The organism is Paraburkholderia sacchari, assembly GCF_000785435.2.
Taxonomy (GTDB): domain Bacteria; phylum Pseudomonadota; class Gammaproteobacteria; order Burkholderiales; family Burkholderiaceae; genus Paraburkholderia; species Paraburkholderia sacchari.
On sequence record NZ_JTDB02000002.1, the window covers coordinates 95,947 to 118,301 of the forward strand.

Sequence of the window (22,355 nt, forward strand, 5' to 3'; positions counted from 1 at the left end):
ACACCGGCAAAAGAAGGCGATGCTCGCGCACAGCACCCACACCCTTAAATCGCCGCCGTAACCGTCACCCACGTCTGCTGACGCGCCGCGTGCTCGGGCGCCGGTCCCGCGCGCATCGCGTAGCTGATCTGCGCCGACACGCGCTTGCCGGTATAGCTCGCGCCAATCCCGTAACCCTGCAATCGCACCGACGCCCCCGTCATGGCGCCATCGCTGCGGATCCGGCCGTGCGCCGCGTCATAGAAAACCTGCAACGCGACACCCGGCAGCGGCGGGATGAACTGGCTCACGCCAACGGAGGCAATCACACCGTCGTCGACAGACGCGGTGTTCTGGTCGTACGCGCGCACGGCCGTCGGTCCGCCCAGACCGAGCCGCTGCGAACCGTTCAGGCTTCGGCTCGCCCATTGGCCATGCACCGAGAGCGTCGCTTGCGTGGTCGACGTCAGCGCTTGAATAAAAGTCGCGGACGGTTCGATCTTCAGGAAATTGAAGCGGCGGTCCACATACTCCGGGTTGGCGCTGCTGTAGTCGTATTCCTTCTGCGTGGTCGTGCCATAGCTAGCCACGAAGCTGTACTGCGTCGCGTTGCGGCGCGCGCCCCACTTGCCATAGTAGTTGCCGTCGGCTCGCATCGACGCAACGTAGTTGCGCTGCCGGCTCACGAGGATGTTGTCGAGTCGCTCGTCGCTCGTGAACCACGCCTCCATGCTCGCGCCGAGGTCGAGACTCGCATTGGCGGTGCGGATCACCGGCGAAGAGCCGTAAAGGCTGGCGACGTCGGCGCTACCGGTGCCGAGGCCGCTGAATTCCTCGCCAAGCCGGTAATCGACATGCGAGTACGCAACGCCCGCCCGGCTCGCGCCCAGGCCAGTCAGCAGGTCGTAGGACAGCCGGCCGAGGCGCGTTCGTCCTTCCTCGCCCGAACTCGTTTGCATGAAACGCGGCGTGAAGTTGACGGTCGCCTGCAACTGGTCGCCGAGGCCGAGCATGTTGTTGACGCCGCCGGACAGGCCGACGCGGCGCCAGCCCGCCTGGCGCGACCCCGAGTTGTCGATGGTCGCGGCGGCGTAATAGCGGCCGGCGGGCGCGACGTCGACGCCGACGATCGTGCCGCCCGCTTCGCTGCCCGTCGAGAGCGTCGACGACACGGAGCCGACGCCGGGAATGCCTTCGACCACGCGCATGTTGCGCTCGATCTCGCGCAGGGTCGGCGTGGCCTCGCTCGTGGTCGCCAGGATGGCCTTGAGCCGCGGCGTCGATACCTTCGAACCATTCTCCACGGCGACCGATTCCACATGGCCGCGCTCGACGCCGAAGCGCACCACGCCCGCCGTGACAGTCTGCGGCGGCAGCGTCACGCGCACGAGCGTATCGCCGCCGTTGTACAGCACCGTCGTCAGTTCGTCGCGCAGCGCATGCAATTGCGCGAGCGTCACGCTGCGCCCGCGCCACGGCGCGAGGAAGGCATCGACGCGCTGCTGCTCCGCTTCGGAAAGCGCGCTATCGAAGGTGAATGCGTTGACGACGAAGGTGAGTTCGCCCTCGGCGGGAGGCGTCTGGGCCGGCGTCGACGGCTGCAACGCGCTCGGGCGCTCGACCGTGGACTCGCCTTCGATGCCCCGCGTCGTATCGGCGTTCTGCCGCAGCAGCGTGCCAGCGCTGGGAAGCTCGAAGGCTTGCGCGGAAACATGCCACGCCGTCAGGCCGAGCAACGGCAGACAGGCAGGGCCGAGGCGGTGGCGAAGGTGCCGGTACCGGTTAGAGACTTTCAAGGTGCCAAGGAAAATAAGGGATGCAAATAAGAAGGGAGAGGCAACGCGTGCCTCCCCCTTGTCGTATGAGCCGGCTAAATGAGGCTAAAGCCGGCTGCCGGTGTTACCCGTTGCCGCCCGGTTACTGGGCGCTAACGGTGATCGGCGTGGGCAGCGTGATCGTCGGGGCCTTCAGCGTGCCCAGATACGTCGGGGCCGCGGCCTCCACCGTGATCGACTTGCCCGCCGTGTTGTTGCCCGCGACGACGGCAACCGCACGCAGCGCGATGTCGGTGGCCGCGCGCGTCTGCGTCGTCGGGTACTGGCCGATCATGCCGGTATAGGCGATCGTAGGAATGCCCGTCCTCGGATCGATCGAGACACCCGGATCGACGGCCAGCAGGACGCCACCGTTGCGGCTGGTGATGTTGCCCAGCTGGAAGACGCCCTTCGTGCCGGTCTTGCATGCCGCATCGGCGGCCGTGCAAACGCGATTCGTCGCGTGAGCGACGATGTCGCCATCGGCGTTCACATCGCGCAGCAGGAAGACACTGTCACCCTCGACCGAGACGGTCTTGCCGCTCAGCAGCCCTGCCTGGAGCGTTCCGCTGGTGCCGATCTTCACGTCCTGACCCGCCGTGGTGCTCACGCCAACGTCCTGCACGACGTTGGAGCCCGTGAGGTAGACCGAACCCTTGGTCGCCGTCACGTTCGCGTACTGCTTCAGGCTGCCGGGAAGCGCGCCATCGGCCTGGACCTGCACGTCGCCCGTCGTGGCGGTCACATTGCCGTTGATGTTGACGCCCGAGCCCATCATGGTCACGCTGCCGCCCCTGACTTCCGCATTGGTCGTCAGCGCGTTTTCACCAACCGCGGCAAGCAGGACGTCGCCGCCCGCGCTCACCCGTTGTGCCCGGACCTCGCCAGCCGCGGCGATCGACACGTCCTGACCCGCAACGGTGCTGACGCCCGAAGTCTGGATAACGTTGCCGCCGATGAGGTTGACCGAGCCCTTGGTGGCCGTCACGTTCGCGAACTGCGTCAGATCGCCGAGCTTCGTGTTGAACGCCTGGATCGATACGTCACCCTTGGTGGCGGTGATCGGCGCGGTGATCTCGACGCCCGTGCCTTGCATCGCCACGTTGGCGCCGGTGACGTCGCCGGTAATCGCAAGGTCGCCGTCGCCCAGCGTGCCGATCTTGACATCACCGCCAGCGCTCACGCGCGCGGCCTGGAGCGTGCCGGTCGCACCGATACTCACGGCGTTGCCGGCGGTGGTGAGGACGGCCTTCTTCTGGACGATGTTGGTGCCAATGAGGTTGACCGAGCCCTTGGTGGCCGTCACGTTCGCGTTCTGATTCAGATTGCCCGAACCGAAGCTATCGGACCTGATCGCCACGTCACCAGTCGAAGCGACGATCGACGAATTGACGTCGACGCCCGTACCCTGCATGGCCACGCCGCGGGCGGTGATCGCGTCGTTGACCGCGATGGCGCCCGCCGCGCCGAATAGCGCGTCGCCCAGGGCGTTCACGCGCGCGACCTGGAGCGTGTTGGCCGCGCCGATATTCACATCGGTGCCGGCATAGGTAACGTAGCCCTTCTTCTGCGCGACGTTGGTGCCCGTGAGGTTGACCGAACCCAGGCTCGCCGTCACGCTCGCGTTCTGGTTCAGGTCGCCCTGGCCAAGGCCATCGGCCTTGATGGACACATCGCCCTTCGTGGCGGTAATCGACGAATTGACGTCGATGCCCGTGCCCTGCATGGCCACGCTGCGGCCATTGACTGCGTCGTTGACCGCAATCGGGCCAGCCGCGCCAAGCTGCACGTCGCCCACGGCGTTCACGCGCGCGACCTGGAGCGCGTTGGTCGCGCCGATATTCACGCCGTCACCGGCATAGGTGACATAGCCCGTCTTCTGCGAGATGTTGGTGCCGGTGAGATTGACCGAGCCCACGCTCGCCGTCACGCTCCAGTTTTGATTCAGGTCGCCCTGGCCAAGGTTATTGGCCTTGATGGACACATCGCCCTTCGAAGCGGTGATCGACGAGTTGAGGTCGACGCCCGTACCCTGCATGGCCACGCTGCGGGCGGTGATCGCGTCGTTGACCGCGATGGAGCCCACAGCGCCGAGTTGCACGTCGCCCACGGCGTTCAGCCGTGCCGCCTGAAGCGTGCCGGTCGCGCCGATATTCACGCCGTTGCCGGCGTAGGTGACGTAGCCCTTCTTCTGCAGGATATTGGTGCCCATGAGGTTGACCGAGCCCTTGCTCGCCGTCACGCTGGCGTTCTGATTCAGATCGCCCTGGCCCAGAGCATCGGCTTTGACGGACACATCGCCGGTCGAAGCGGTGATCGACGAATTAATGTTGACGCCCGTGCCCTGCATGAACACGCCGCGGCCGGTGATGGCGTCGTTGATCGCAATGGGACCCGCCGCGCCAAGCTGCACGTCGCCCACGGCGTTCAGCCTTGCTGCCTGGATCGTGCCGCTTGCGCCGATATTCATGCCATCGCCGGCATAGGTGCTGACACCCTTCTTCTGCGTGACGTTGGTACCCGTGAGGTTGACCGAGCCTTTGGTCGCTTCGAGGTTCGCGTTCTGATTCAGGTCGCCGATACCCGCGCCATCGGCCTTGATGGACAGGTCGCCCTTCGAGGCGGTCATCCACGAATTGATGTCGACGCCCGTGCCCTGCACGGCCACGCTGTTGCCGTTGACCGCTTCGTTGACCGTGACGGAGCCGGTTCCGCCCGCGCCGATCTTGACATCGCCGCCGCTGTTGACGCGGCCGTTCGACACGACATTGCCGCCAGCGCTGCCGATCGAGATCGTGCCTTGCGAGGTGGTCAGATTCGCGCCTTTCTCGATGGTCACGTTGTGGCCGGCACTGCCGTACTCGCCGCCGCTCGGCGCGGTGTCGGCGTTAAAGGGGGAGAGGAACGGCGGGTACTTCACCGGCGTGGAGCCGATCGTGATGTCGGTTGCCGCGTTGATGCGGCCGCCCGCGCTGACGTTGCCGTCGAGCTGCGAGCCGAGGACGATCGAGCCGCCCTCGCCCGTGGTGGCGCGCGTGGCTTCCAGCGTGCCCGAGTTGCGCACCACCGTGGCGAGCATCGCGCCCGTTGCCGCGGCGTTGAGCTGGACGTTGCCGCCGCTCGCCGTGATCGTGCCGCTATTGGCCGCGAGCGCGTTCTGCGCTTCGCGCCCGAGCATGACCCTGAAGCCGGAGCCGCTCATCTGCATGGCCACGCCGTCAGCCGCGCCGAGCGTGACGTCCTTCGCGCGAATCGTGCCCTGGTTGGTCGCCTGCGCGCCGAGCAGCACGACCGCTTCGCGCGCGGTGATTTGACCGTCGTTCGAGACGACGCCCTGGCCGCCGTTCGCGGACAGATTCATGATGCCGGTGACCGGTTCCCCGCCGTCCATGAACTTCTGGCTGTCGACGTTGAGCGTCGATGCCACGAGGCTGCCCACGTTCACTTGCGACGTCTTGCCGAACATCACCCCCGAGGGATTGACCACGAACACGCGGCCGTTCGCCGTCAGCGTGCCGTCGATCTGCGTGGGCGCCGCCGTGGTCACGCGGTTGAGCACCGCCGAGGTCGCGCTGGGCTGGTTGAACGCCACGGTCTGATCACGGGCGATGTTGAAGTTGTTCCAGTTGACGACCATCCGGTCGCTGGACTGATTGATCGTGGTTTTGGCACCCTGCGTTGCGATGGTGCCGCTGCCCGCCGCGACGACCCCGCCTTCGACCGCGCCGACGCTGTTCGCGTAACCCAGGGCCGCAGTCAGCATGGCGGGCATGATCGCAAGCCGGAAAGCGGGCTGTTGCGACGTTAGGGAGCGTCGGTGGCGAATGGACTTGTTGTAGCTCATTTCCTGACCTTGTAACGAGTTCTTTTCATTACCCGGACGGGGCGCTATGGTCTATTCCCACGCCGGGGGCTCTTCGGACTACTTACGTAAGTGCATCTGAAAAATGTAATTAAACGTAAGCAGAGCGAGGATTCTATTGGGTCACTGTAAAGCGATACGTAAGATGACTCTGAAAAGAACACGGCTCAGAGATAAAAAAAGCGGAGGTGCGCTTTCGGCGCACCTCCGCTTTTTGATTCAGGAAATCGCTCCTGGTAATTCCTGTCAGGGATTGATGTACTGGAATAGCGAAAGATTCTGAGTCGCGGCAAAACTCTTCTGCGACGCTGTCAGCGCATTGGAAAGCTGCGTGTACTGAGCAATCGCTGCCGTCATGTCGGTGCTCGTGAGATCGCTGAGATTCGACGTCACCTGCAACGAATTCGTCGACGTCACCGTTTGCAGCGCCTTCACTTCCTGCTCTCTGCCGCCCACCGAAGCCTGGATTGTGACCACGTTCGAGATCGAATTGCCGATCGCGGTGAGGCCGCTTTGCAGCGCGTTCGTGAGATTCGCGCCCGCCGCCGGGCTGCCGTTCACCGGCGTTTGCAGCGCGGCGATTACGCTGTCGATGGTGCTGAACACGCTGCTGTTCTGCGGCGCGATGGCCGGCGTGACGGAGAACGTATCGCCCGCCACGGGCGTGCCCGAGATCGTCACGTTCATGCCGATCTTGCCGGCGGCGCCGAGGTCGATCGGCGAGCCATCGGTGTAGGGCTGATTCGACGCGAGCGTCGTCGTCGGGTTGGTTGAGTTGTCGATTACCGAGTAGGTAAGCGCGCCGGAGGTGGCGTCGGTGCCGAACTGGATCGACAGCGGATGGCCGTTCGTGGCCTGGGTCGGATCGGTCACCGTGACGCCGCTGATCGTGCCGGTGCCCATGTTCTGCATGCTGCCGCCCGCCACCACCTGCGAGCCCACCGCCGAGACGCTCAGGAACACCGCCGCGCCCGTGTCGCTCACCGCGATCTGGCGCGAGCCGCCCACCTGAACCATGCGCTGGCCGAGGTCGCCGTTATACGTCACGCCGCCGGTGGCGTCGGTGAACACCTGCGAGGTGCTCTTGAACCCGGAGAACAGATAGTTGCCCTGACCATCGGTCGTGTTGGCGAGCGTGAACAACTGGCTGCGTTCGCCCTGCAATTGCTTGGCGAGCGCCTGGCGGTCGGCGTCGTTGAGCGAGCCGTTGATCGCCGACTGAATCTGCTGGCTGATCGCCTGCAGCGTGGTCGTCACGCTGCCGAGCGTCGAGTCCTCGAGCTGCAGCGAGGACAGCGCCATGTTCTGGTTCGACGCGTACTGCGTGAGCGTCGCGCTGGTGGCCGAGAGCTGCACGGCCTGGGCCGCGCCGAGCGGGTTGTCGGCGGGCGTCGAGAGCGATACGCCGGTCGAGATCTGCTGTTGCGTCTGGAGCAGCTGCGATTGCTGGTTCTCCATCGTCGCCACGCTGGACGAATAAAGCTGGGAAGTCGCGATACGCATGGGTCAGCGCCTCACTGGAAGATGCCGAGCAGGGTCTGGAACAGCGACGCCGCCGTCTGGATCACCTTGCTGTTGGCCTGGTAGAGCTGCTGAAACTGCAGCAGTTTGGCGGCCTCTTCGTCGAGGTTCACGCCCTGCACGGACTGCTGCTGCGAAGTGAGCTGCGTGACGAGCGATTGCTGCGAGGTGCTCGACGCCTTCAACTGGCTCGCCGTGTTGCCGATCGTGTTCACGTAGTTCGAGTACGCGTTCGTGAGCGTCTGCGATCCGGCGAACACCGTGCCCGAGGTGAGGTTCGCGAGCGCGAGCGCGTTGCGGCCGTCCTGCGCGGCGCTCGTGTTCGGCGCGATGGTGAACGTGTCGCCGTTCGCGGGCGCGCCCGTCATCGAGAAGCTCACGTTGTTGGCCGTGCCGCTGGTGTCGCCGCTGATGCTGATGGTCGCGCCGGTGCTCGAGTCGTAGGGGATCGTCGTGCTGCTGCTCGTGATGGCGTACGGCGTGGGCGTGCTCGAACCCGGCACGGTGACGGAGACCGTCGAGCCCACCGGGAATCCCGAGAGCGTGCCGGTGCTCGATCCCGAGCCCGAAGCCGCATAGCTCAGTTGCAGCCCCGGCGAGGCCACCGCATAGCCCGCGCTGACCGTGCCCTGCGTGACGGCGGCCGTGCCGGTGTTGGTGCCGCCCGCCGTGACGAGCACGGGCGAGGCGGCCGCGATCGCCGACGGGTCGCTCGTCGCGACGGCGAAGCTGTCGAGCGCGCCCGCGGTCGGCTGGATCGAGAACGCGTCGCCGTCGTTCATCGTGCCCGTCGACGTGATCGAGAGGCCGCTGCCGGCGGGCGCGAACGGATTGCTCTGGCTCGGCTGCGTGGTGGTGGTGCCGAGCACCGTGTTGGTGGTCGTGTCGGTGAGCGTCCAGGTGCCGCCCGCCGCGCTCGAATACGAGAGCGTGTAATTGTCGGTGGGCGGATTCGCGGCGTTGGTGAGCGTGGCCGAGACCGTGCCGGTACTGCTGGGGTTGTTGCCGAGATTGGCCGTGACGACCGGCCCGCCCGCGGTAAACAGCGCGCCGCCCGGCGCACCGCCGAGCGTGAGGCCGAGCGCGTTTTGCTGGTTCACCTGCGCGGCGAAGCTCGTGGCAATGGCGCCGAGCTGCGCCTGCGCCGGATCCAGCGTGTTCTGCATGAACGAGACGAGCCCGCCCACGGTGCCGCCCTGCAATGCCGCGCTGGAAAGCGGCTGCGCCTGGGCGGTCGAGCCCGGCAGGCCTTGCCAGGCCACGGTCATTTCCGCGGGGTTCGCGTTGGAGCGCTGCGTGGTCAGGTTGTAGTTCTGCCCGCTCACCACGAGCGGCTGGCCGTTGCCGAGAAACACGCTATAGCCGCTGCTGTTCTGCACGACCTGCACGCCCACGAGCTGCGAAAGTTTCGACACCGCGAGATCGCGCTGGTCGAGCAGCTGGTTCGGCGGCTGGCCGGAGCTGCTCGCCATCGAGATCTGCGTATTGAGCTGGGCGATCTGCTGCGTGTAGGTGTTGATCTGCGTAACCGCGTTCGACAGCTGCGTGTTCACGCTCTGGCGCATCGCGTCGTACTGCTGGCCGGCGGCGTTGATCTGGTCGGCGAGCGACTGCGCGTCGGACAGCGCGGTCTGGCGCGTGGCGGTGCTCGCGGGCGAGTTCGAAACGTTCTGCAGCCCCGAGAAGAACGTCGTGATCGACGTGGCGATGCCCGAGGTCGGGCTGCCCACGAGGTTCGAGAGCTGCGTGGCGAGCGTGTACGACGCGGTGAGCGCGCTATTGCTGGACTGCGCATTGTTCAGCGCGCTCGTGAGGTACTGGCTATAGGCGCGCTGCACCGTGGCCGTGGTCACGCCGCCGCCCAGGTAGCCCGAGCCCGTGTACTGGCCGGCCGCTTCCTGATAGACCGCGGTTTCCACGTTGTAGCCGGTGGTCGACGAATTGCTGATGTTCTCGCCGGCGGTGGCTATGCCGACCTGGGCCGCCTGCAACCCGGAGAGCCCGATCGAGAAGATGTTGGACATGCTTGATCCTCAGGGGCGGCCGTTCCGGCATCCCAGTCGATGGGGCGATGGGTCGTTCAGGCCGCGTGGATGAACCCATGTAATAACGGCAGCGAGGCGCCAAAATTGAGCGCCCGCATGCGCATATGCATGAGCATCTGCGGCCGGCGTCCCCGTGGCGATGCTCAGGCGCGCTGGAACGCGCGGCGCTTCATTTCGAGCTGCGTGATGTAGCGCTGGAGGCTGTTCTCGGCAGCGCCCGGCAGCGCCACGAAGCGAAAGCCGAGGTGATAGCGCCGGTCGCCGTTGGGCAAGTCGATGAAGCGCAGCACCGCGAGCGCCAGATCCACGCGCAGCGTGCCGTGCGCGCGCAAGTCGAGTTCGACGTCCGCGATCGTCAGGCCCATTTCGAAGGAAGCCGCCCGCGCGTCGGTCGTGCGCAGGCCAATGCCGCCGAGCGAGAGGTCGTGCACCTCGAACTGGAAGCGATCGCCGTTGGCGGGCATTGCGCCCCGGCACAGGCAGGGCTCCAGCACGGGCGTATCGACGCGGAAGTACTCGCGGCGCTGAATGTAGTAGAGCACCTCGGGGAAATCGGCCTCGAAGGCGGGGCGGCCTTCGAATTCGGTCTCGCGCGGCGTGGCGGTGGCGAATTCCACCCGCACGCCGTCGGGCGAGGCGTGGAACTGGCAGCGCGCGCTCGCGAGCACATCGCGGTTCTGCTCGGGCAAGGCGCCCCAGTCGAACACGAAGCTGCGCTCGCGCGTGTTCACTTCGAGAATGCGCGTGACCAGCTGGCCCGCGCCGTATTGCAAGGTCAGGAAGTCGCCCCGATTGGCGAGGTTGCGCAACTGCACGCCGACTTCCAGCGGGTTGCGCCGCCCATAGTCGGGGACGTCGCCTTCGGGAGCTTCCTGTTGATTCGACTGAACGGTATTCATGGGCCTGGCGCAATTTCGTGGACATGCCGGCGCGCCGCGGGCTGCACCACCGCGCGCCGTCCTGGCGGTTCTCCCCGCCCCTGATTTTTTTGGATCTCGCCTGCATTAGCGGCAGGCGCGGGGAGAAATTTAGGGGCGCCGTGCAAATATTCCGCGCGTCGACGCACGGGCGTGCGCTTACGCCATCTGCTGCATGATCGACATGAGCTTTTTCGCGTAGTGCGGGTCGGTCGCGTAGCCCGCGCGCTGCATGCCGTGCGCGAAGCTCTCCGCGCTGTGCGAGTTATTGATCACCGAGGCGTAGCGCGGGTTGTTCTTGAGCATGCTCGCGTAATCGGCCATCGCTTCGTCGTAGGAGTCGTAGGCGCGGAACTTCTCGACCACGCGGTGCGGCGCGCCGTTCACGTACTCGGTCGTCATGGTCGAGACGGTCTTGCCGGTCCAGTCCCTGGTGGCCTTGATGCCGAACACGTTGTAGCTCGTCGAGCCGTCGGCCTTCATGATCTCGCGCTTGCCCCAGCCCGACTCCAGCGCCGCCTGGCCGACGATGAAGCGCGCCGGAATGCCGGTGGCCGCGCTCGCCTGCTGCGCGCCGCTTGCGAGCTTGTTCACGAAGGCGTCCACTTTTTCGTCGCCGTTGCCGCGCACCGGCGGCGTGAGCGCGCTATTGGCGTTCCAGCCCTGCGAGCGGCCGAGGGCGCCGTTTGCGGCGGCGTTGCCGTAGGCGCGGCCCAGCGCGTTGAGCATCGCCATGTTGCCTTCGTTGCCGCTGCCGCCCGCGCCCGCCATGCCCGCCATGCCCGACATCGCGCCACCCGCACCGCCAACACCGCCCGCGCCGTCCGCTCCAGCATCGCCGCCCATGCTGCGCATGAGCTGCTTGATCATGGCGTTCGCCACGCCAATGCCCTTGTTCGACATCTGCTGCGCGAGCTGCTGGTCCATCATCGAGACGAACTGCGCGCCGTCCTTCGAGTCGAGCGGGCCGTCGTCGGGCGTCGCGTCGCGCATGCTCTTGAGCATCATCTGCGTGAACACGGCGTCGAACTGCTTCGCAGCCATCTTCACGCCCTGCTGTGGCGAGGCATTGGCGGCGGCGCGCATCGAGTCGAAGCCCTGCACGTCCAGCGCGAAGCGATTGGTGAGGTCGAGGCTGTTGCCGAGATTCGCGTTATCCATGCTGGCTCCTTAGATGATCTGAAGATCGGCGCGCAACGCGCCTGCCGCCTTCATCGCCTGCAGGATCGACATGAGGTCCGCGGGCGTCGCGCCCAGCGCGTTGAGCGCCTTCACGACTTCCGCGAGATTGGCGCCCGCCGTCACGAGCTTGAGCGACCCGTTGTCCTGCTTCAACTGGATCTGCGACTGGCGCGCCGCCACCGTCTGGCCGTTCGAGAACGCGCCGGGCTGGCTCACCGCCGTCTGCGTGTTCACGACCACCGAGAGATTGCCGTGCGCCACCGCGCAACTGTCGAGCGTGACCATCTGGTTCATCACGATCGAGCCGGTGCGCGCGTTGAGAATCACCTTGGCCGCGGGCTGTGCCGGGCGCACGTCGAGGTTCTGGATCTGCGCGATGAAGCTCACCTGCTCGGCGGGGTCGAGCGGACCGCGCACCTGGATCGTGCGGCCGTCCACGGCCGCGGCCGTGCCCTGGCCGAACAGGTTGTTGACCGCCGCCACGATGCGCTGCGTCGTGTCGTAGTCCATGTCGTTGACTTCCATCTGCAGGACGCCGCCCGCCTGCGCGACCGGCGACGGCACGGCGCGCTCCACGGTCGCGCCGCCCGAGATGCGGCCCGCCGCGAGCTGGTTCACCTGCACCTTGCTGCCGTTGGCCGACGCGCCCGCGCCGCCCACCGCCACGTTGCCCTGCGCGATGGCGTAGACCTGGCCGTCGGCGCCCTTGAGCGGCGTGAGCAGCAGCGTGCCGCCGCGAATGCTCTTGGCGTTGGCGAGCGAGGACACGGTCACGTCGATCTGCTCGCCGGGCCGCGCGAACGGCGGCAGCGTGGCGGTCACGATCACGGCCGCGACGTTCTTCAACTGCATGTTGTTGAGCGTCTGCGAGAGGCCCGCCGCGCTCGACGTGTTGTTGATCGAGATGCCCAGGTTCGCGAGCATGTTCGCGAGCGTCTGGGTCGTGAACGGCGCCTGGGTGGTCTGGTCGCCGGTGCCGTCGAGGCCCACGACGAGGCCATAGCCGATCAGCGGGTTGTCGCGCACGCCGGTGATCGACACGAGGTCTTTCACGCGCTCGGCATGCGCGGGCACGGCGTAAGCCAGCAGCGCGCCGCACGCGAAGATGAGGCCGACCACGAAGCCCAGTGCGGTGAGCAGGTCCTTCACGCGCGAGCGGCGCGTATGGCGTATGTGGAACAAGCGGCGGGTCTTTACCATGGCGCGAGATTCAGGAAAAAGCGTTGCAGCCAGCCCATGGTCTCGGCTTCGTCGATCACGCCTTTCGCGGAGTATTCGATCTTCGCGTCGGCCACATCGGTCGAGAGCACGGAGTTGTCGCCGGCCACGGTGTTCGGGTTCACCACGCCGGAGAAGCGCACGAATTCGTTGCCCTGGTTGATCAGCATCTGCTTCTCGCCCGAGACCACGAGGTTGCCGTTGGGCAGCACGTTCGTCACGGTCACGGTGATCACGCCCGTGAAGGTGTTCGATGCGTTCGCGCCGCCCGTGGCGTCGAACTGGTTCGCGCCCGAAGCCGTGAGGTTCATGCGCGTGAAGAAGCCCGGTGCAAAGCCGGCGACCGGCGCGGCCAGGTTCGTGCTGCCGCCGCGCTTGGTGTTCGCGCCCGAGGACTTGGTCGCGTTGATGTTTTCCGAAATGACGATGGTGAGAATGTCGCCGATATTGCGCGGGCGCTGATCCTCGAACAGCGGCCGCCCCACGTAGCCGGGGTTGTAGATCGACCCCGGCGAGCTGTTGACCGGCGGCGAAGGCGGCACGGCCGTCATCGGCTGCTGGGTGATCGGCTGCCGGTTCGGAATGTAGGCACAGCCTGCCAATGTGGCGAGCGCGATGGCCGCCACGGCGGTGTGCAGCCTCGCTCGCGCACGCGTGTGCGTCGCGTGCTGGCGAGCGGGGGGGGATACGGACGCGTTCATGCTCAAACCTGCATCTGGCTCAGCGTCTGCAGCATCTGGTCGGAGGTCGTGACCGCCTTGCTGTTGATCTCGTAGGCGCGCTGCGTTTCGATCATGTTCACGAGTTCCTGCACCACGTTCACGTTCGAAGCTTCCACGTAGCCCTGGTTGAGCGTGCCCGAGCCATTGAGGCCCGGCGTGGTCACCGTGGGCGCGCCCGACGAGGCCGTTTCCGAGAGCAGGTTCTGGCCGTTGCTCTGCAAGCCGGCCGGGTTGATGAACATGGCCAGTTGCAGCGAGCCCACCGTGGTGTTGTTCGCCGAGCCGGGCGTGGTGACCGTCACCACGCCGTCGCTGCCGATGGTGAGCGAGGTGGCATTGGCGGGCACCGTGATGGTGGGCAGCACCGGGTAGCCGCTCGACGTCACGAGCTGGCCCTGCGAGTTGGTCTGGAACGAGCCGTCGCGCGTGTAGGCCGTGGTGCCGTCGGGCATCTGCACCTGCAGAAAGCCCGCGCCGTTGATGGCCACGTCCTTCGAGTTGCCGGTCTGCTGCAGGTTGCCCTGGGTGTAGAGGCGCTCGGTGGCGACCTGCTGCACGCCCGTGCCCACCTGGCTGCCCGAGGGCAATTCGGTGGTCTGCGTGGAATTCGCGCCCGGCTGGCGCAGCGTCTGGTACATGAGGTCCTCGAACACCGCGCGCGAGCCCTTGAAGCCATTGGTGCTCACGTTCGCGAGATTGTTGGAGATCACGTCCATTTGCGCCTGCTGCGCGTTCATGCCGGTGGCGGCGATGTAGAGCGATCGGTTCACGGTGTCTTTCTCCCGAAAGGCTTAATGCTTAAAGGCTTGAGGCTTAAAGGCTTGAGGCTTAGCTGAAGTTGAGCAGCTGGTTCGCGCTCTGTTCGTTCTGGTCGGCGGTTTGCAGCAGCTTGGTCTGCATCTGGAACTGGCGCGCGTTGTCGATCATCGAGACCATCGCCGCGACCGGGCTCACGTTGCTGCCCTCGAGCGATTCCGTCGCGATCTGCACGCTCGGGTCGGCGTCGGCGGGGTTGCCGTCGCCGGTGCGAAAGAGGCCGTCGTCGCCGCGCGTGAGCGAGCCCGCGGGCGGGTTCACGAACTTGATCTGGTCGATCATGGCGATGGCGCTCGCGGGGCTGCCCGGCGCGATCGCCGAAACCGTGCCGTCCTTGCCGATCGTGACCGCCGAGCCCGGCGGCACGGCGATCGGGCCGCCGCCGCCGATCACCTGGTAGTTCGCGGCGGTCACGAGCTGGCCGTTCTCGTCCACGTGCAGATTGCCGGCGCGCGTGTAGGCCTCGTTGCCGTCCGGAGTCAGCACGGAGATGAAGCCCGAGCCCTGCACGGCGATGTCGAGCGGGTTGCCGGTGCGCGAGATCGCGCCGGGCGTCATGTCCGCGCCAGGCGTGGACGACAGCACGAAAGTGCGCGTGGTCGTGTTGTTCACGCTCGAGCCGTCGCCGAACGACATCGGCACGGCGCGGAAATTCGCGAGCTGCGCGCGAAAGCCAGTGGTCGAAACGTTTGCGAGGTTGTTCGCGACTACGGCCTGCTGTTCGAGTGCCTGGCTGGCGCCCGTCATCGCGGTGTAGATCAGTCGGTCCATGATGTGCCCGGTGTCTGCGGATTGCTTTTGCCGATTGCGCTTGCGGATTACAGCTGCAGCAGCGTCTGGTCGACGGTCTGCTGCGTCTTGATGGTCTGCGCGTTCGCCTGGTAGTTGCGCTGCGCCGTGATCAGGTCGACGAGCTGGTTCGTGAGGTCGACGTTCGACGACTCCACCGCGCCGCCCGTGAGCGTGCCGTGGTTGGTGCTGCCGGGCGTGGAGACCTGCGCCACGCCCGAGGCGGCCGTTTCCTGGAACTGGTTGCCGCCGAGGTTCAACAGGCCGTTCGGATTGTTGAAGTTGGCGAGCACGACCTGGCCGAGCGTCTTGGTCTGGCCGTTCGAATAGTTGCCGGTGATGGTGCCGTCCGAGCCGATCGTGAAGTTCGACAGCGTGCCGCTCGCATAGCCGTCCTGCGCGAGGTTGTTCACGCCGTTGGCGCTGCCGTACTGCGTCGTGCCCGAGAAGTTCAGCGTGATCGGCTGGTTGGTCTTCGAGCCGTCGGTCGGGTTGATCGTGATGGGAATGTCGCCGAGCGTGGTGGCGGTGCCCGTCGAATCGGCCGTGCTCAGGAGCTTGCCGGCGTTGTCGAAGGTCATCGTGCCCGCGGCCGTGGACGAAACCGCGCCCGCCGTGCCCGCGTAGACACTCCACTGCTGGTTGCCGCTCGCGTCGAGGCCGCCCTTCACGAAATACATGTTGATCTGCTGCGTGCCGCCCAGCGAGTCGTATGCGGTGATCGACGTCGAATAGTTGTAGGTGTTCGAGTTGGTGGCGTCGAACGGCGTCGCGGCAGGCGCGGTGGACTGCGCGTTCAGGTTCAGCTGCGCCGTGATGCTGGTCGTCGTGACGGGCGAGATGTTGGTCGTCGGCACCTGGAGCGGCACCGTCTGCGCCGTGTTCACCACGCCGTTCGTGCCCGCGCCATAGCCCATCAGCTGGAGGCCCGAGGCATCGGTGATATAGCCGTCCTTGTTGAGCTGGAACACGCCGTTGCGCGAGTACGTGACCGTGCCGTTATTCGACATCTGGTAGAAGCCGTTGCCGTTGATGGCGACGTCGAGCGCCTGGCCGGTCGTGGTGATCGTGCCTTGCGAGAAGTTCTGCTGCACTTGCGAGAGCGCCGCGCCCAGGCCGATCTGCGTATTGACCGCGGTGGCGACGGTGTTCGCGTAGACGTCGGCGAACTGTGCCGTGCTCTGCTTGAAGCCCACCGTGTTCGCGTTGGCGATGTTGTTGCCGATGACGTCGAGGTCGTTCGACGCTGCGGCGAGGCCGCTCAATCCTTGCTGGTAGCCCATGAGTGTCGACTCCGCTTAAGTCTTGTCTGGTTCAGAGAATGCCGGCCACGCCCGAGAGCGAGACCGTTTTGCCGTTGGCGAGCGAGAGGCCCGCGCCGCCGTCCGATTGCTGGATCACGCCTTGCACCTTGCTCGCGACGAGCGCGGTGGCCGTGCCGGCCTGGCCGTTGATGGTCGCGCTCGCGCTCACGGTGTAGGCGCCGTCGGCCACCGCGTTGCCCGCCGTGTCGGTGCCGTTCCAGGTGACGGGGATGGTGCCCGCCGACTGCGCGCCGAGGTCGAGCGTGTTGACGACCTGGCCCGCCGAGTTGGTGATCGTGAGCTTCACGTCCGAGGCGGCCGAGGGCAGCGTCACGCCCAGTTGCGGCGCAGCGCCGCCCGTCACCGTCATGCTGCTGCCGGGCGCGAGCACGGTCGAGCCGATCAGCAGCGCGGCCTGCGCGTTCTGTCCCGCCGAGAGCTGCGTCGAGAGCGACGAGAGCGACGTGTTGAGCTGCTGGATGCCCGTGACCGTGTTGATCTGCGCGAGCTGCGAGGTCATCTGCGAGCTGTCCATTGGATTGGTCGGATCCTGGTTCTGCAACTGCGTGACGAGCAATTGCAGAAAGGTGTTCTGCAAGTCGGTGCCGCTCGTGCTGCCCGTGCCGCTCGCCGAGGATTTGCCCGACGCAGCCGCCGTGGGATTCATGGTGTCGAGCAGTTGCTGCGACACGGTGGCGGTGCTGCCGCCGATGGTGGTGTTGCTGGAGGTCAACGCGTTCTCCTCGGATACGCTCGATGTTGCGGTGTAGCGCGGGGCTGCTGTCTCTGCTGTCTCAGGTGACGCTTCAGGTCCCGATGGTCAGGGTCTTGAGCATCAGCGTCTTCGCGGTGTTCAGCGTCTCGATGTTGGCCTGATACGAGCGCGAGGCCGAAATCATGTTCACCATCTCCTGCACCGGGTCCACGTTCGGCATCGAGACGTAGCCGTTGGCGTCCGCTGCCGGGTTGTCGGGCTCGTAGCTCTGCTTCATGGGCGTGGGGTCGTCGATCACGCCCGTCACCTTCACGCCGCCCACCTGCTGGCCCGACGCGCTGCGCGCGCCGCCGAGCGGGTCGACCGCGAACACGACCTGCTTGGCCTTGTAAGGCTGGCCGTCGGGGCCGGTCGTGCTGTCGGCGTTGGCGAGGTTGGACGCCGTCACGTTCAGCCGCTGCGATTGCGCCGACATGGCCGAGCCCGCGACGCTGAAAATGTTCATCAGGGATGGCATGGTTTCGTTGTCCTTCAGTTCACTCGGTTCGTTCAGTTCGAACCCGACTGGATCGCCGAGAGCATCGTCTTGATCTGCTGCGAAAGCACCGTCATGCCGGATTCGAAATGCAGTGCGTTGTCGGCGAACTGCACGCGCTCGGTGTCGAGGTCGACCGTGTTGCCGTCGAGCGCGGGCTGCGTCGGGTTGCGGTACATCACCGGGCTCGAATAAGTGTCGGCCTGGCCGCCGGTCGGGATCAGCTTCGTGTTGCCGGCCATGTGGCCCGCCTCGGTCGCGGCCATCGACATGCCGCTCGTCACGCCCGCGGGCTGCGTCAGCGCGAGCGGCTGGAAGTTGCCGCTTGCACCCCTGGCGCCCCTTGCGCCGCCAGCGGCGCCCGGCGTGGCGGCGCCCGCTTGCTTGAGCGCGCCCGCGAGCGAGGCCGAGAAGTCGACGTCGCGCGCCCGGTAGCCCGGCGTATCGGCGTTCGCGATGTTCGAGGACAGCAGCGCCTGGCGCGTTGCGCGCACATCGAGCGCTTCGCGGCCAAAGGCGAATTCGGCGTCGAGTTTGTCCAGCATCCGGCGTTCTCCGTGACTCGAATTGAGGGGCTGCATGAAGACCGCATGAGCGCATGCATCGCGCATCCGGCAATGGGGCGAGGCACACAGGCCTTTTCACATGGAGACGAATGTTAGGCGCGCCTGACAATAACCAATCGGACGAATAGCCGGTAAAGCCCCCCTCTATTCGACGCAAGCACGCGAGGGCCGCCGCCTAGAATGCGAAGCGTGTCAATGCAATGAATGGAGAACGACGATGCCGCACACAGCCCTCTTTCGCGCGCGCCGCGAGGCTGCGGCGAGTCGTGCGCAGCGCCGTTCGATCTCGCATGCGTTTGCTGTTGTGGTTGCGGCGCTGGCCGTGAGCGGCGGCGCGCATGCACAAAGCGAAGCCGAAGCGGCTGGGCAGCAGATCTATATCGCGGGCCCCGGCGACCGCGCAGGCTCGGACGCCGCGCGCATGAGCGCGATGCTCGCGCAGGGCGGCGGCGCGGGTTCGAGGGCGGCTGCGGCAAACGCCGGCGCGAGCGCTAACGCTTACGCCCAAAACGCGGCCATGCTCGCGCGCCGCGCGCCAAGCGCGCAGCAAGACCCGCAGCAGGATTTCGCGCAAGCGCAAAACCAGCCGGGCATGATCGCGATTCCTGGGCCGGGCGAGCGTGGCCGCGCGGGCGAAGCCGCAGCGCCCGAGATCGTTACGATTCCCGCGCTGGGCGCACCGGAGACATCTGCCACAGCCACGTCGCCCGCGCTGCGTCCCGCTCTCGCGCGCGCTGTTCAACCGGTGCGCGTGCCAGCGGCGAGTGCGTCTGCAAGCGCGTCTGCAAGCGCATCGGCGTACCCGACTGCCGCCATGAACGGCAACCCAGGCACAGGTGGATTGCAGCGCGTGAATGTCGTCAGGCCGTCTAGCGCGGTCGCGCCGGTGGTCGTCGAAACTGCCGCGCCGGCTGCCGCCGCGAAGCTATCCACTGTGCCGGTAACGCGTGCGCCCGCCGCAAACGCGAGCGCCATGGCATACGGCCAGGCCGCGCAACTGCCTCCGGGCCAGGAAGACGGCGAACGCATCCGCGCCACCGTGGTCGCCTTCCTCCAGCAGCAGGCCGCGGGCTTGCCCGGCAAGGTGAGCGTGAGCGTCGGGCCGGTGTTCCCGCGCGGCCTCGCTGCTTGCGCCGCACTCGAACCCTTCATGCCGCCGGGGGCGCGCATGTGGGGCCGCACGACCGTGGGCGTGCGCTGCGTCGGCGCGAAACCGTGGACGCTCTATGTGGTGGGGCGCGTGGCCGTCGACATCACCTATTACGTGGCCGCGCGCCAGATCGACGCGGGCCAGACGCTCTCCGCAACCGACTTCGTGCCGCGCGAAGGCGACCTCGCGAGCCTGCCGCAGACCATCATCACCGACCCCACGCAAGCCAACGGCGCGGTCGCGCTCGCGCGCATCACGGCAGGCTTGCCGCTGCGCACCGACATGCTGCGCAGCGCTTCGTCGGTGGTGATCGGTCAGACGGTCAAGGTGGTCGCGGTGGGCCCGAACTTCACGATTTCCGCCGAAGGCAGCGTGCTCAACAACGCCGCGCCCGGCCAGATGGTGCGCGTGCGCACGGCCGGCGGGCAGATCATCAGCGGCGTCGTGAAAGACGCCGCAACGGTGCAGGTGCAGATTTAGGGCTCGATACCGGATTCGAAGCCAAAGGCGGTGCGGCGGCAGGGTGGGCAAGGATACGTAACAGCATGTAACGGCAGGATTTTCACGCTAAAGTTCGCGCGAAGCGTTGCCGTTATCAAGGCCATACGGATCAGGAAGCCCCATCGTGAAAATCGACACCTCCAACCGCAATGACGCGCGTTCGCTCCAGGATGGCCCGGCGCGCACGCAGCAAGGCGACTCCGCGAGCGCGCCAGGCGCGGGCGGCACGGCATCTGGCGCGGCATCGAGCGCCATCGCATCGGGTACGAGCGGAGACACCAACGTGAGTCTTTCGTCGCTGTCTTCTTCGCTGCGCTCGCTCGCGGCGAGCGGCGCCGCCGACATCGACATGGGCCAGGTCCAGTCGATCAAGGACGCCATCAAGAATGGCACGCTGCAAATCGACGCCGGCAAGATCGCCGACGGCATTATCGAAACCGCGCGCGGCCTGCTCAAGCCGGCCTCGGGCGGCTAACGGCAGGCGCGGGCGCATGGCCGTCCCGCAGCCCGCATTTTCAGGCGGTCCCCGATGAAAGACGCGCTTCTCGCCACATTGATCGACGAACACGCCGCGGTTGAGGCGTTCGCCTCGCTGCTCGCCTTCGAGGAGAAGGCGCTCACGACGGCGGACGGCATCGGCGCGCTGCCGCAGATCGTCGAACAGAAAACGACGCTCACGCAGCGCATGGCGGGACTCGAGAAGGCGCGCGACGCGCAACTGGCCGGGCTCGGCCTGCCGGCCGGGCGCAAGGGCATCGAGATGGCCTGCGACGGCGACGCGCGGCTCGCGGGCCAGTGGGCGCTGCTCAAGGGCTCGACCGAGCGCGCGCGCCGACAGAACCTCACGATCGGCATGATGGTTCGCACCCGCATGGAACATAACCGCCGGGCGCTCGCGATTTTGCGGGGAGAAACCGGCAACGGCGCGTCGATGCTGTACGGGCCGGATGGACGCCTGCCGGCGTTCGGGCTGTAGTTGGCCCATTTTTCCGCGCGGCGGGTGGCCGCGTGGGAAATTGAAAAGCCGAAGCTCGGGGACTTCGGCTTTTTTGTTTCCGGCGTGCTCGCGCGCGCCCCAAAAGCATCCCCCTACCCCGGCACAAACGACAACAATTCCCGCCGCTCATCGCGGGTTATCCTGCCGTGGTGCGCACGGTCGATGGTCTCGATCGCGACGAAGCGCGGCACCTTGTCCGGCGCCATCCAGTAGCGGCGCATCCGTTGCGCCGGGTGGTAAAGCCGCCAGCCGCTCAATTCCACATGGAAGGCGTCGTACCGTCCGGCGGGCACCTCGATCGCGTCCCGGCTCACGACCTTGCAATCGAAGCTGACTGCGTCGTGCGTGCCGTCGGGCTGAACGACCCCGAAGCGCGTCGACCACTCCTTGCCCACCGCATAGTCGTGCGGAAATACCTGATTGTCGTCGTAGTGCGCGCCCTCGACGCTGCGTAAAAGATTGCCGAGCAGATCGGTCATGAAGGCGCCGTGGTTGAATTCGACCATGCCGCCGGCAATGCGCGTGACGGTCTGGGTGAGAGCTCGCTCGTGGCCATTGAGTCGATTGATCACCCTATAGGTAAAGCGGTCGCCGATGCGCATCACGCCCGCGTCGAAGCTGCCATGACTGTACGGATTCTCGGGCGAGGTCTGAATACGCACACGCTCTTCGCCTCGCTCGGCGAGCGTGCGGTCGAGCGCCGCCTGTGCAATTTCGCTGTATTGGCCGTTCGGGTGCGCCTTCAGGTAAGCGAAGATCGCCTGTGCCGTGCGTTGCTGCAGCGCTTCGTTCCAATCGTCGCGATCCTTTGCAAATTGCGCGTCCAGTTCGCTCTGCGTCGGCTTATGCATGTCGACGGGCGCAACGAAGTAAAAATCGTCCTCGAGCGACGTGCTTTCCCACGGTATCTGCCGACCATCCGAACGCTGGCGAACCGATAGCCGGACGCGCTTGAACACGTCCTCGATACGCGTGTCGGGGCGGCCGATTTCTTTGAGCAAGTTCTCGGTATAGAGGCCGTTCTTGCCATCGCCGTCCGATGCCACATTGCCGGGCGCGGTCGCATACGCGAGCAGCGTGCGCGGGGGCGCGTCCATCTGGCTCAAGCCCGCACCGGTCTTGCCGGTCGAGCCGAATGGATTGTCGCGGCAGGCATCGAGAATCACGATGTTGGTCGAACTGTGCGCCTTGCCGAGACCGTCGAGCAGCGTGCCGAGATCGACCGCCTGGCGCGCGACGTCGTCCGCGCGAGTCAACCGCATGTCTACTGGCAGCAAGTAGTTGCGCCAATCGATCTGTATGCCATGGCCCGCGAAATAGAACAGCGCGGCCCACTGCGCCGACGCGGCCCGGTCGCAGAACGCGCCGATGGCGTCGTCCATTTGCTGGCGCGAACTATCGAGGCGCATGTCGACGGTAAAACCGAGCGAGCGCAGCGCTGCCGCGAGTGCGCGGGCGTCGTTGCCGGGATTGTTGAGCGGCGCTTGCGGATAAGCCGCGTTGCCGACCACGAGCGCCATGCGTGGCGCGGCGGCGAGCGCGGCGTGAGCGCGTAAAACATTCAGCCATGGGAGTGCGGCCAAGGCGGACAGCTTGCCGAGCGTGGCGCGCTTTTGCGAATGGAAGACACGCCATGAAAGTCCATTCTTCAGCATATGAATGCCTCGCTCAGTTTGGTATCGGCGGCACACCGTTTGGCGGCGTGCGGGTCTCCTGACTGGC

Annotated in this window: 18 protein-coding genes; 3 read left to right on the forward strand and 15 right to left on the reverse strand. The window is 66.3% G+C overall.

The annotated features are described in order from the left end of the window. Positions 1 to 44: 44 nt before the first annotated feature. From NH14_RS07230 to NH14_RS07295, 14 genes are all read right to left on the reverse strand, one after another. Positions 45 to 1,715, reverse strand: coding sequence for a ShlB/FhaC/HecB family hemolysin secretion/activation protein (locus tag NH14_RS07230; RefSeq protein WP_237179568.1), 1,671 nt, complete (start codon positions 1,713 to 1,715; stop codon positions 45 to 47). A 181-nt stretch (positions 1,716 to 1,896) separates the two neighbouring features. Then, the gene (locus tag NH14_RS07235; protein WP_161790879.1) at positions 1,897 to 5,565 is read right to left on the reverse strand and encodes a beta strand repeat-containing protein; all 3,669 of its coding nucleotides are present in this window, start codon (positions 5,563 to 5,565) and stop codon (positions 1,897 to 1,899) included. A gap of 336 nt (positions 5,566 to 5,901) precedes the next feature. Next, complete coding sequence (flgL, locus tag NH14_RS07240) at positions 5,902 to 7,158, reverse strand: flagellar hook-associated protein FlgL (protein ID WP_035532167.1); 1,257 nt, start codon at positions 7,156 to 7,158, stop codon at positions 5,902 to 5,904. Positions 7,159 to 7,169: 11 nt separating this feature from the next. After that, positions 7,170 to 9,200 carry a flagellar hook-associated protein FlgK gene (gene flgK / locus NH14_RS07245; RefSeq protein ID WP_035532165.1) on the reverse strand — a complete coding sequence of 677 codons (2,031 nt, stop codon included), beginning with the start codon at positions 9,198 to 9,200 and terminating at the stop codon, positions 7,170 to 7,172. A 164-nt stretch (positions 9,201 to 9,364) separates the two neighbouring features. After that, positions 9,365 to 10,120 carry a flagellar brake protein gene (locus NH14_RS07250; RefSeq protein ID WP_035532163.1) on the reverse strand — a complete coding sequence of 252 codons (756 nt, stop codon included), beginning with the start codon at positions 10,118 to 10,120 and terminating at the stop codon, positions 9,365 to 9,367. Positions 10,121 to 10,297: 177 nt separating this feature from the next. Continuing rightward, entirely contained in the window at positions 10,298 to 11,299 is a 1,002-nt protein-coding gene (gene flgJ, locus NH14_RS07255) for a flagellar assembly peptidoglycan hydrolase FlgJ (protein WP_035532161.1), read from the reverse strand. A 9-nt stretch (positions 11,300 to 11,308) separates the two neighbouring features. Then, positions 11,309 to 12,520: a flagellar basal body P-ring protein FlgI gene (locus tag NH14_RS07260; protein ID WP_052148414.1), complete on the reverse strand. Its 1,212-nt coding sequence runs from the start codon at positions 12,518 to 12,520 to the stop codon at positions 11,309 to 11,311. After that, the gene (locus NH14_RS07265) at positions 12,514 to 13,239 is read right to left on the reverse strand and encodes a flagellar basal body L-ring protein FlgH (RefSeq protein ID WP_084225845.1); all 726 of its coding nucleotides are present in this window, start codon (positions 13,237 to 13,239) and stop codon (positions 12,514 to 12,516) included. The genes NH14_RS07260 and NH14_RS07265 overlap by 7 nt, the downstream gene beginning before the upstream one ends. 2 nt (positions 13,240 to 13,241) lie before the next feature. Beyond that, positions 13,242 to 14,030: a flagellar basal-body rod protein FlgG gene (gene flgG, locus NH14_RS07270; RefSeq protein ID WP_035532159.1), complete on the reverse strand. Its 789-nt coding sequence runs from the start codon at positions 14,028 to 14,030 to the stop codon at positions 13,242 to 13,244. 58 nt (positions 14,031 to 14,088) lie between these two features. Next, positions 14,089 to 14,847: a flagellar basal-body rod protein FlgF gene (gene flgF / locus NH14_RS07275; protein WP_035532157.1), complete on the reverse strand. Its 759-nt coding sequence runs from the start codon at positions 14,845 to 14,847 to the stop codon at positions 14,089 to 14,091. 47 nt (positions 14,848 to 14,894) lie between these two features. Then, positions 14,895 to 16,148, reverse strand: a complete 1,254-nt coding sequence (gene flgE / locus NH14_RS07280; protein WP_035532155.1) for a flagellar hook protein FlgE — start codon at positions 16,146 to 16,148, stop codon at positions 14,895 to 14,897. Positions 16,149 to 16,179: 31 nt separating this feature from the next. Continuing rightward, entirely contained in the window at positions 16,180 to 16,836 is a 657-nt protein-coding gene (locus NH14_RS07285; RefSeq protein WP_084225853.1) for a flagellar hook assembly protein FlgD, read from the reverse strand. A 139-nt stretch (positions 16,837 to 16,975) separates the two neighbouring features. Further along, complete coding sequence (gene flgC / locus NH14_RS07290; RefSeq protein ID WP_035532151.1) at positions 16,976 to 17,401, reverse strand: flagellar basal body rod protein FlgC; 426 nt, start codon at positions 17,399 to 17,401, stop codon at positions 16,976 to 16,978. Between the two features lie 32 nt (positions 17,402 to 17,433). Next, positions 17,434 to 17,964, reverse strand: coding sequence for a flagellar basal body protein (locus NH14_RS07295; RefSeq protein WP_035532149.1), 531 nt, complete (start codon positions 17,962 to 17,964; stop codon positions 17,434 to 17,436). Positions 17,965 to 18,202: 238 nt separating this feature from the next. Here NH14_RS07295 and flgA point away from each other — a divergent pair, with 238 nt between their 5' ends. The 3 genes from flgA to NH14_RS07310 all read left to right on the forward strand — a co-directional run bounded on the left by flgA (position 18,203) and on the right by NH14_RS07310 (position 20,612). Next, positions 18,203 to 19,615 carry a flagellar basal body P-ring formation chaperone FlgA gene (gene flgA / locus NH14_RS07300; protein ID WP_035532147.1) on the forward strand — a complete coding sequence of 471 codons (1,413 nt, stop codon included), beginning with the start codon at positions 18,203 to 18,205 and terminating at the stop codon, positions 19,613 to 19,615. Between the two features lie 145 nt (positions 19,616 to 19,760). After that, complete coding sequence (flgM, locus tag NH14_RS07305; RefSeq protein ID WP_035532145.1) at positions 19,761 to 20,111, forward strand: flagellar biosynthesis anti-sigma factor FlgM; 351 nt, start codon at positions 19,761 to 19,763, stop codon at positions 20,109 to 20,111. A gap of 54 nt (positions 20,112 to 20,165) precedes the next feature. Further along, entirely contained in the window at positions 20,166 to 20,612 is a 447-nt protein-coding gene (locus NH14_RS07310; protein ID WP_035532143.1) for a flagella synthesis protein FlgN, read from the forward strand. Between the two features lie 113 nt (positions 20,613 to 20,725). Here the strand turns inward: NH14_RS07310 and NH14_RS07315 are convergent, their stop codons facing one another. Then, positions 20,726 to 22,288 carry a caspase family protein gene (locus NH14_RS07315; RefSeq protein ID WP_052148413.1) on the reverse strand — a complete coding sequence of 521 codons (1,563 nt, stop codon included), beginning with the start codon at positions 22,286 to 22,288 and terminating at the stop codon, positions 20,726 to 20,728. Between the last annotated feature and the right edge of the window lie 67 nt (positions 22,289 to 22,355).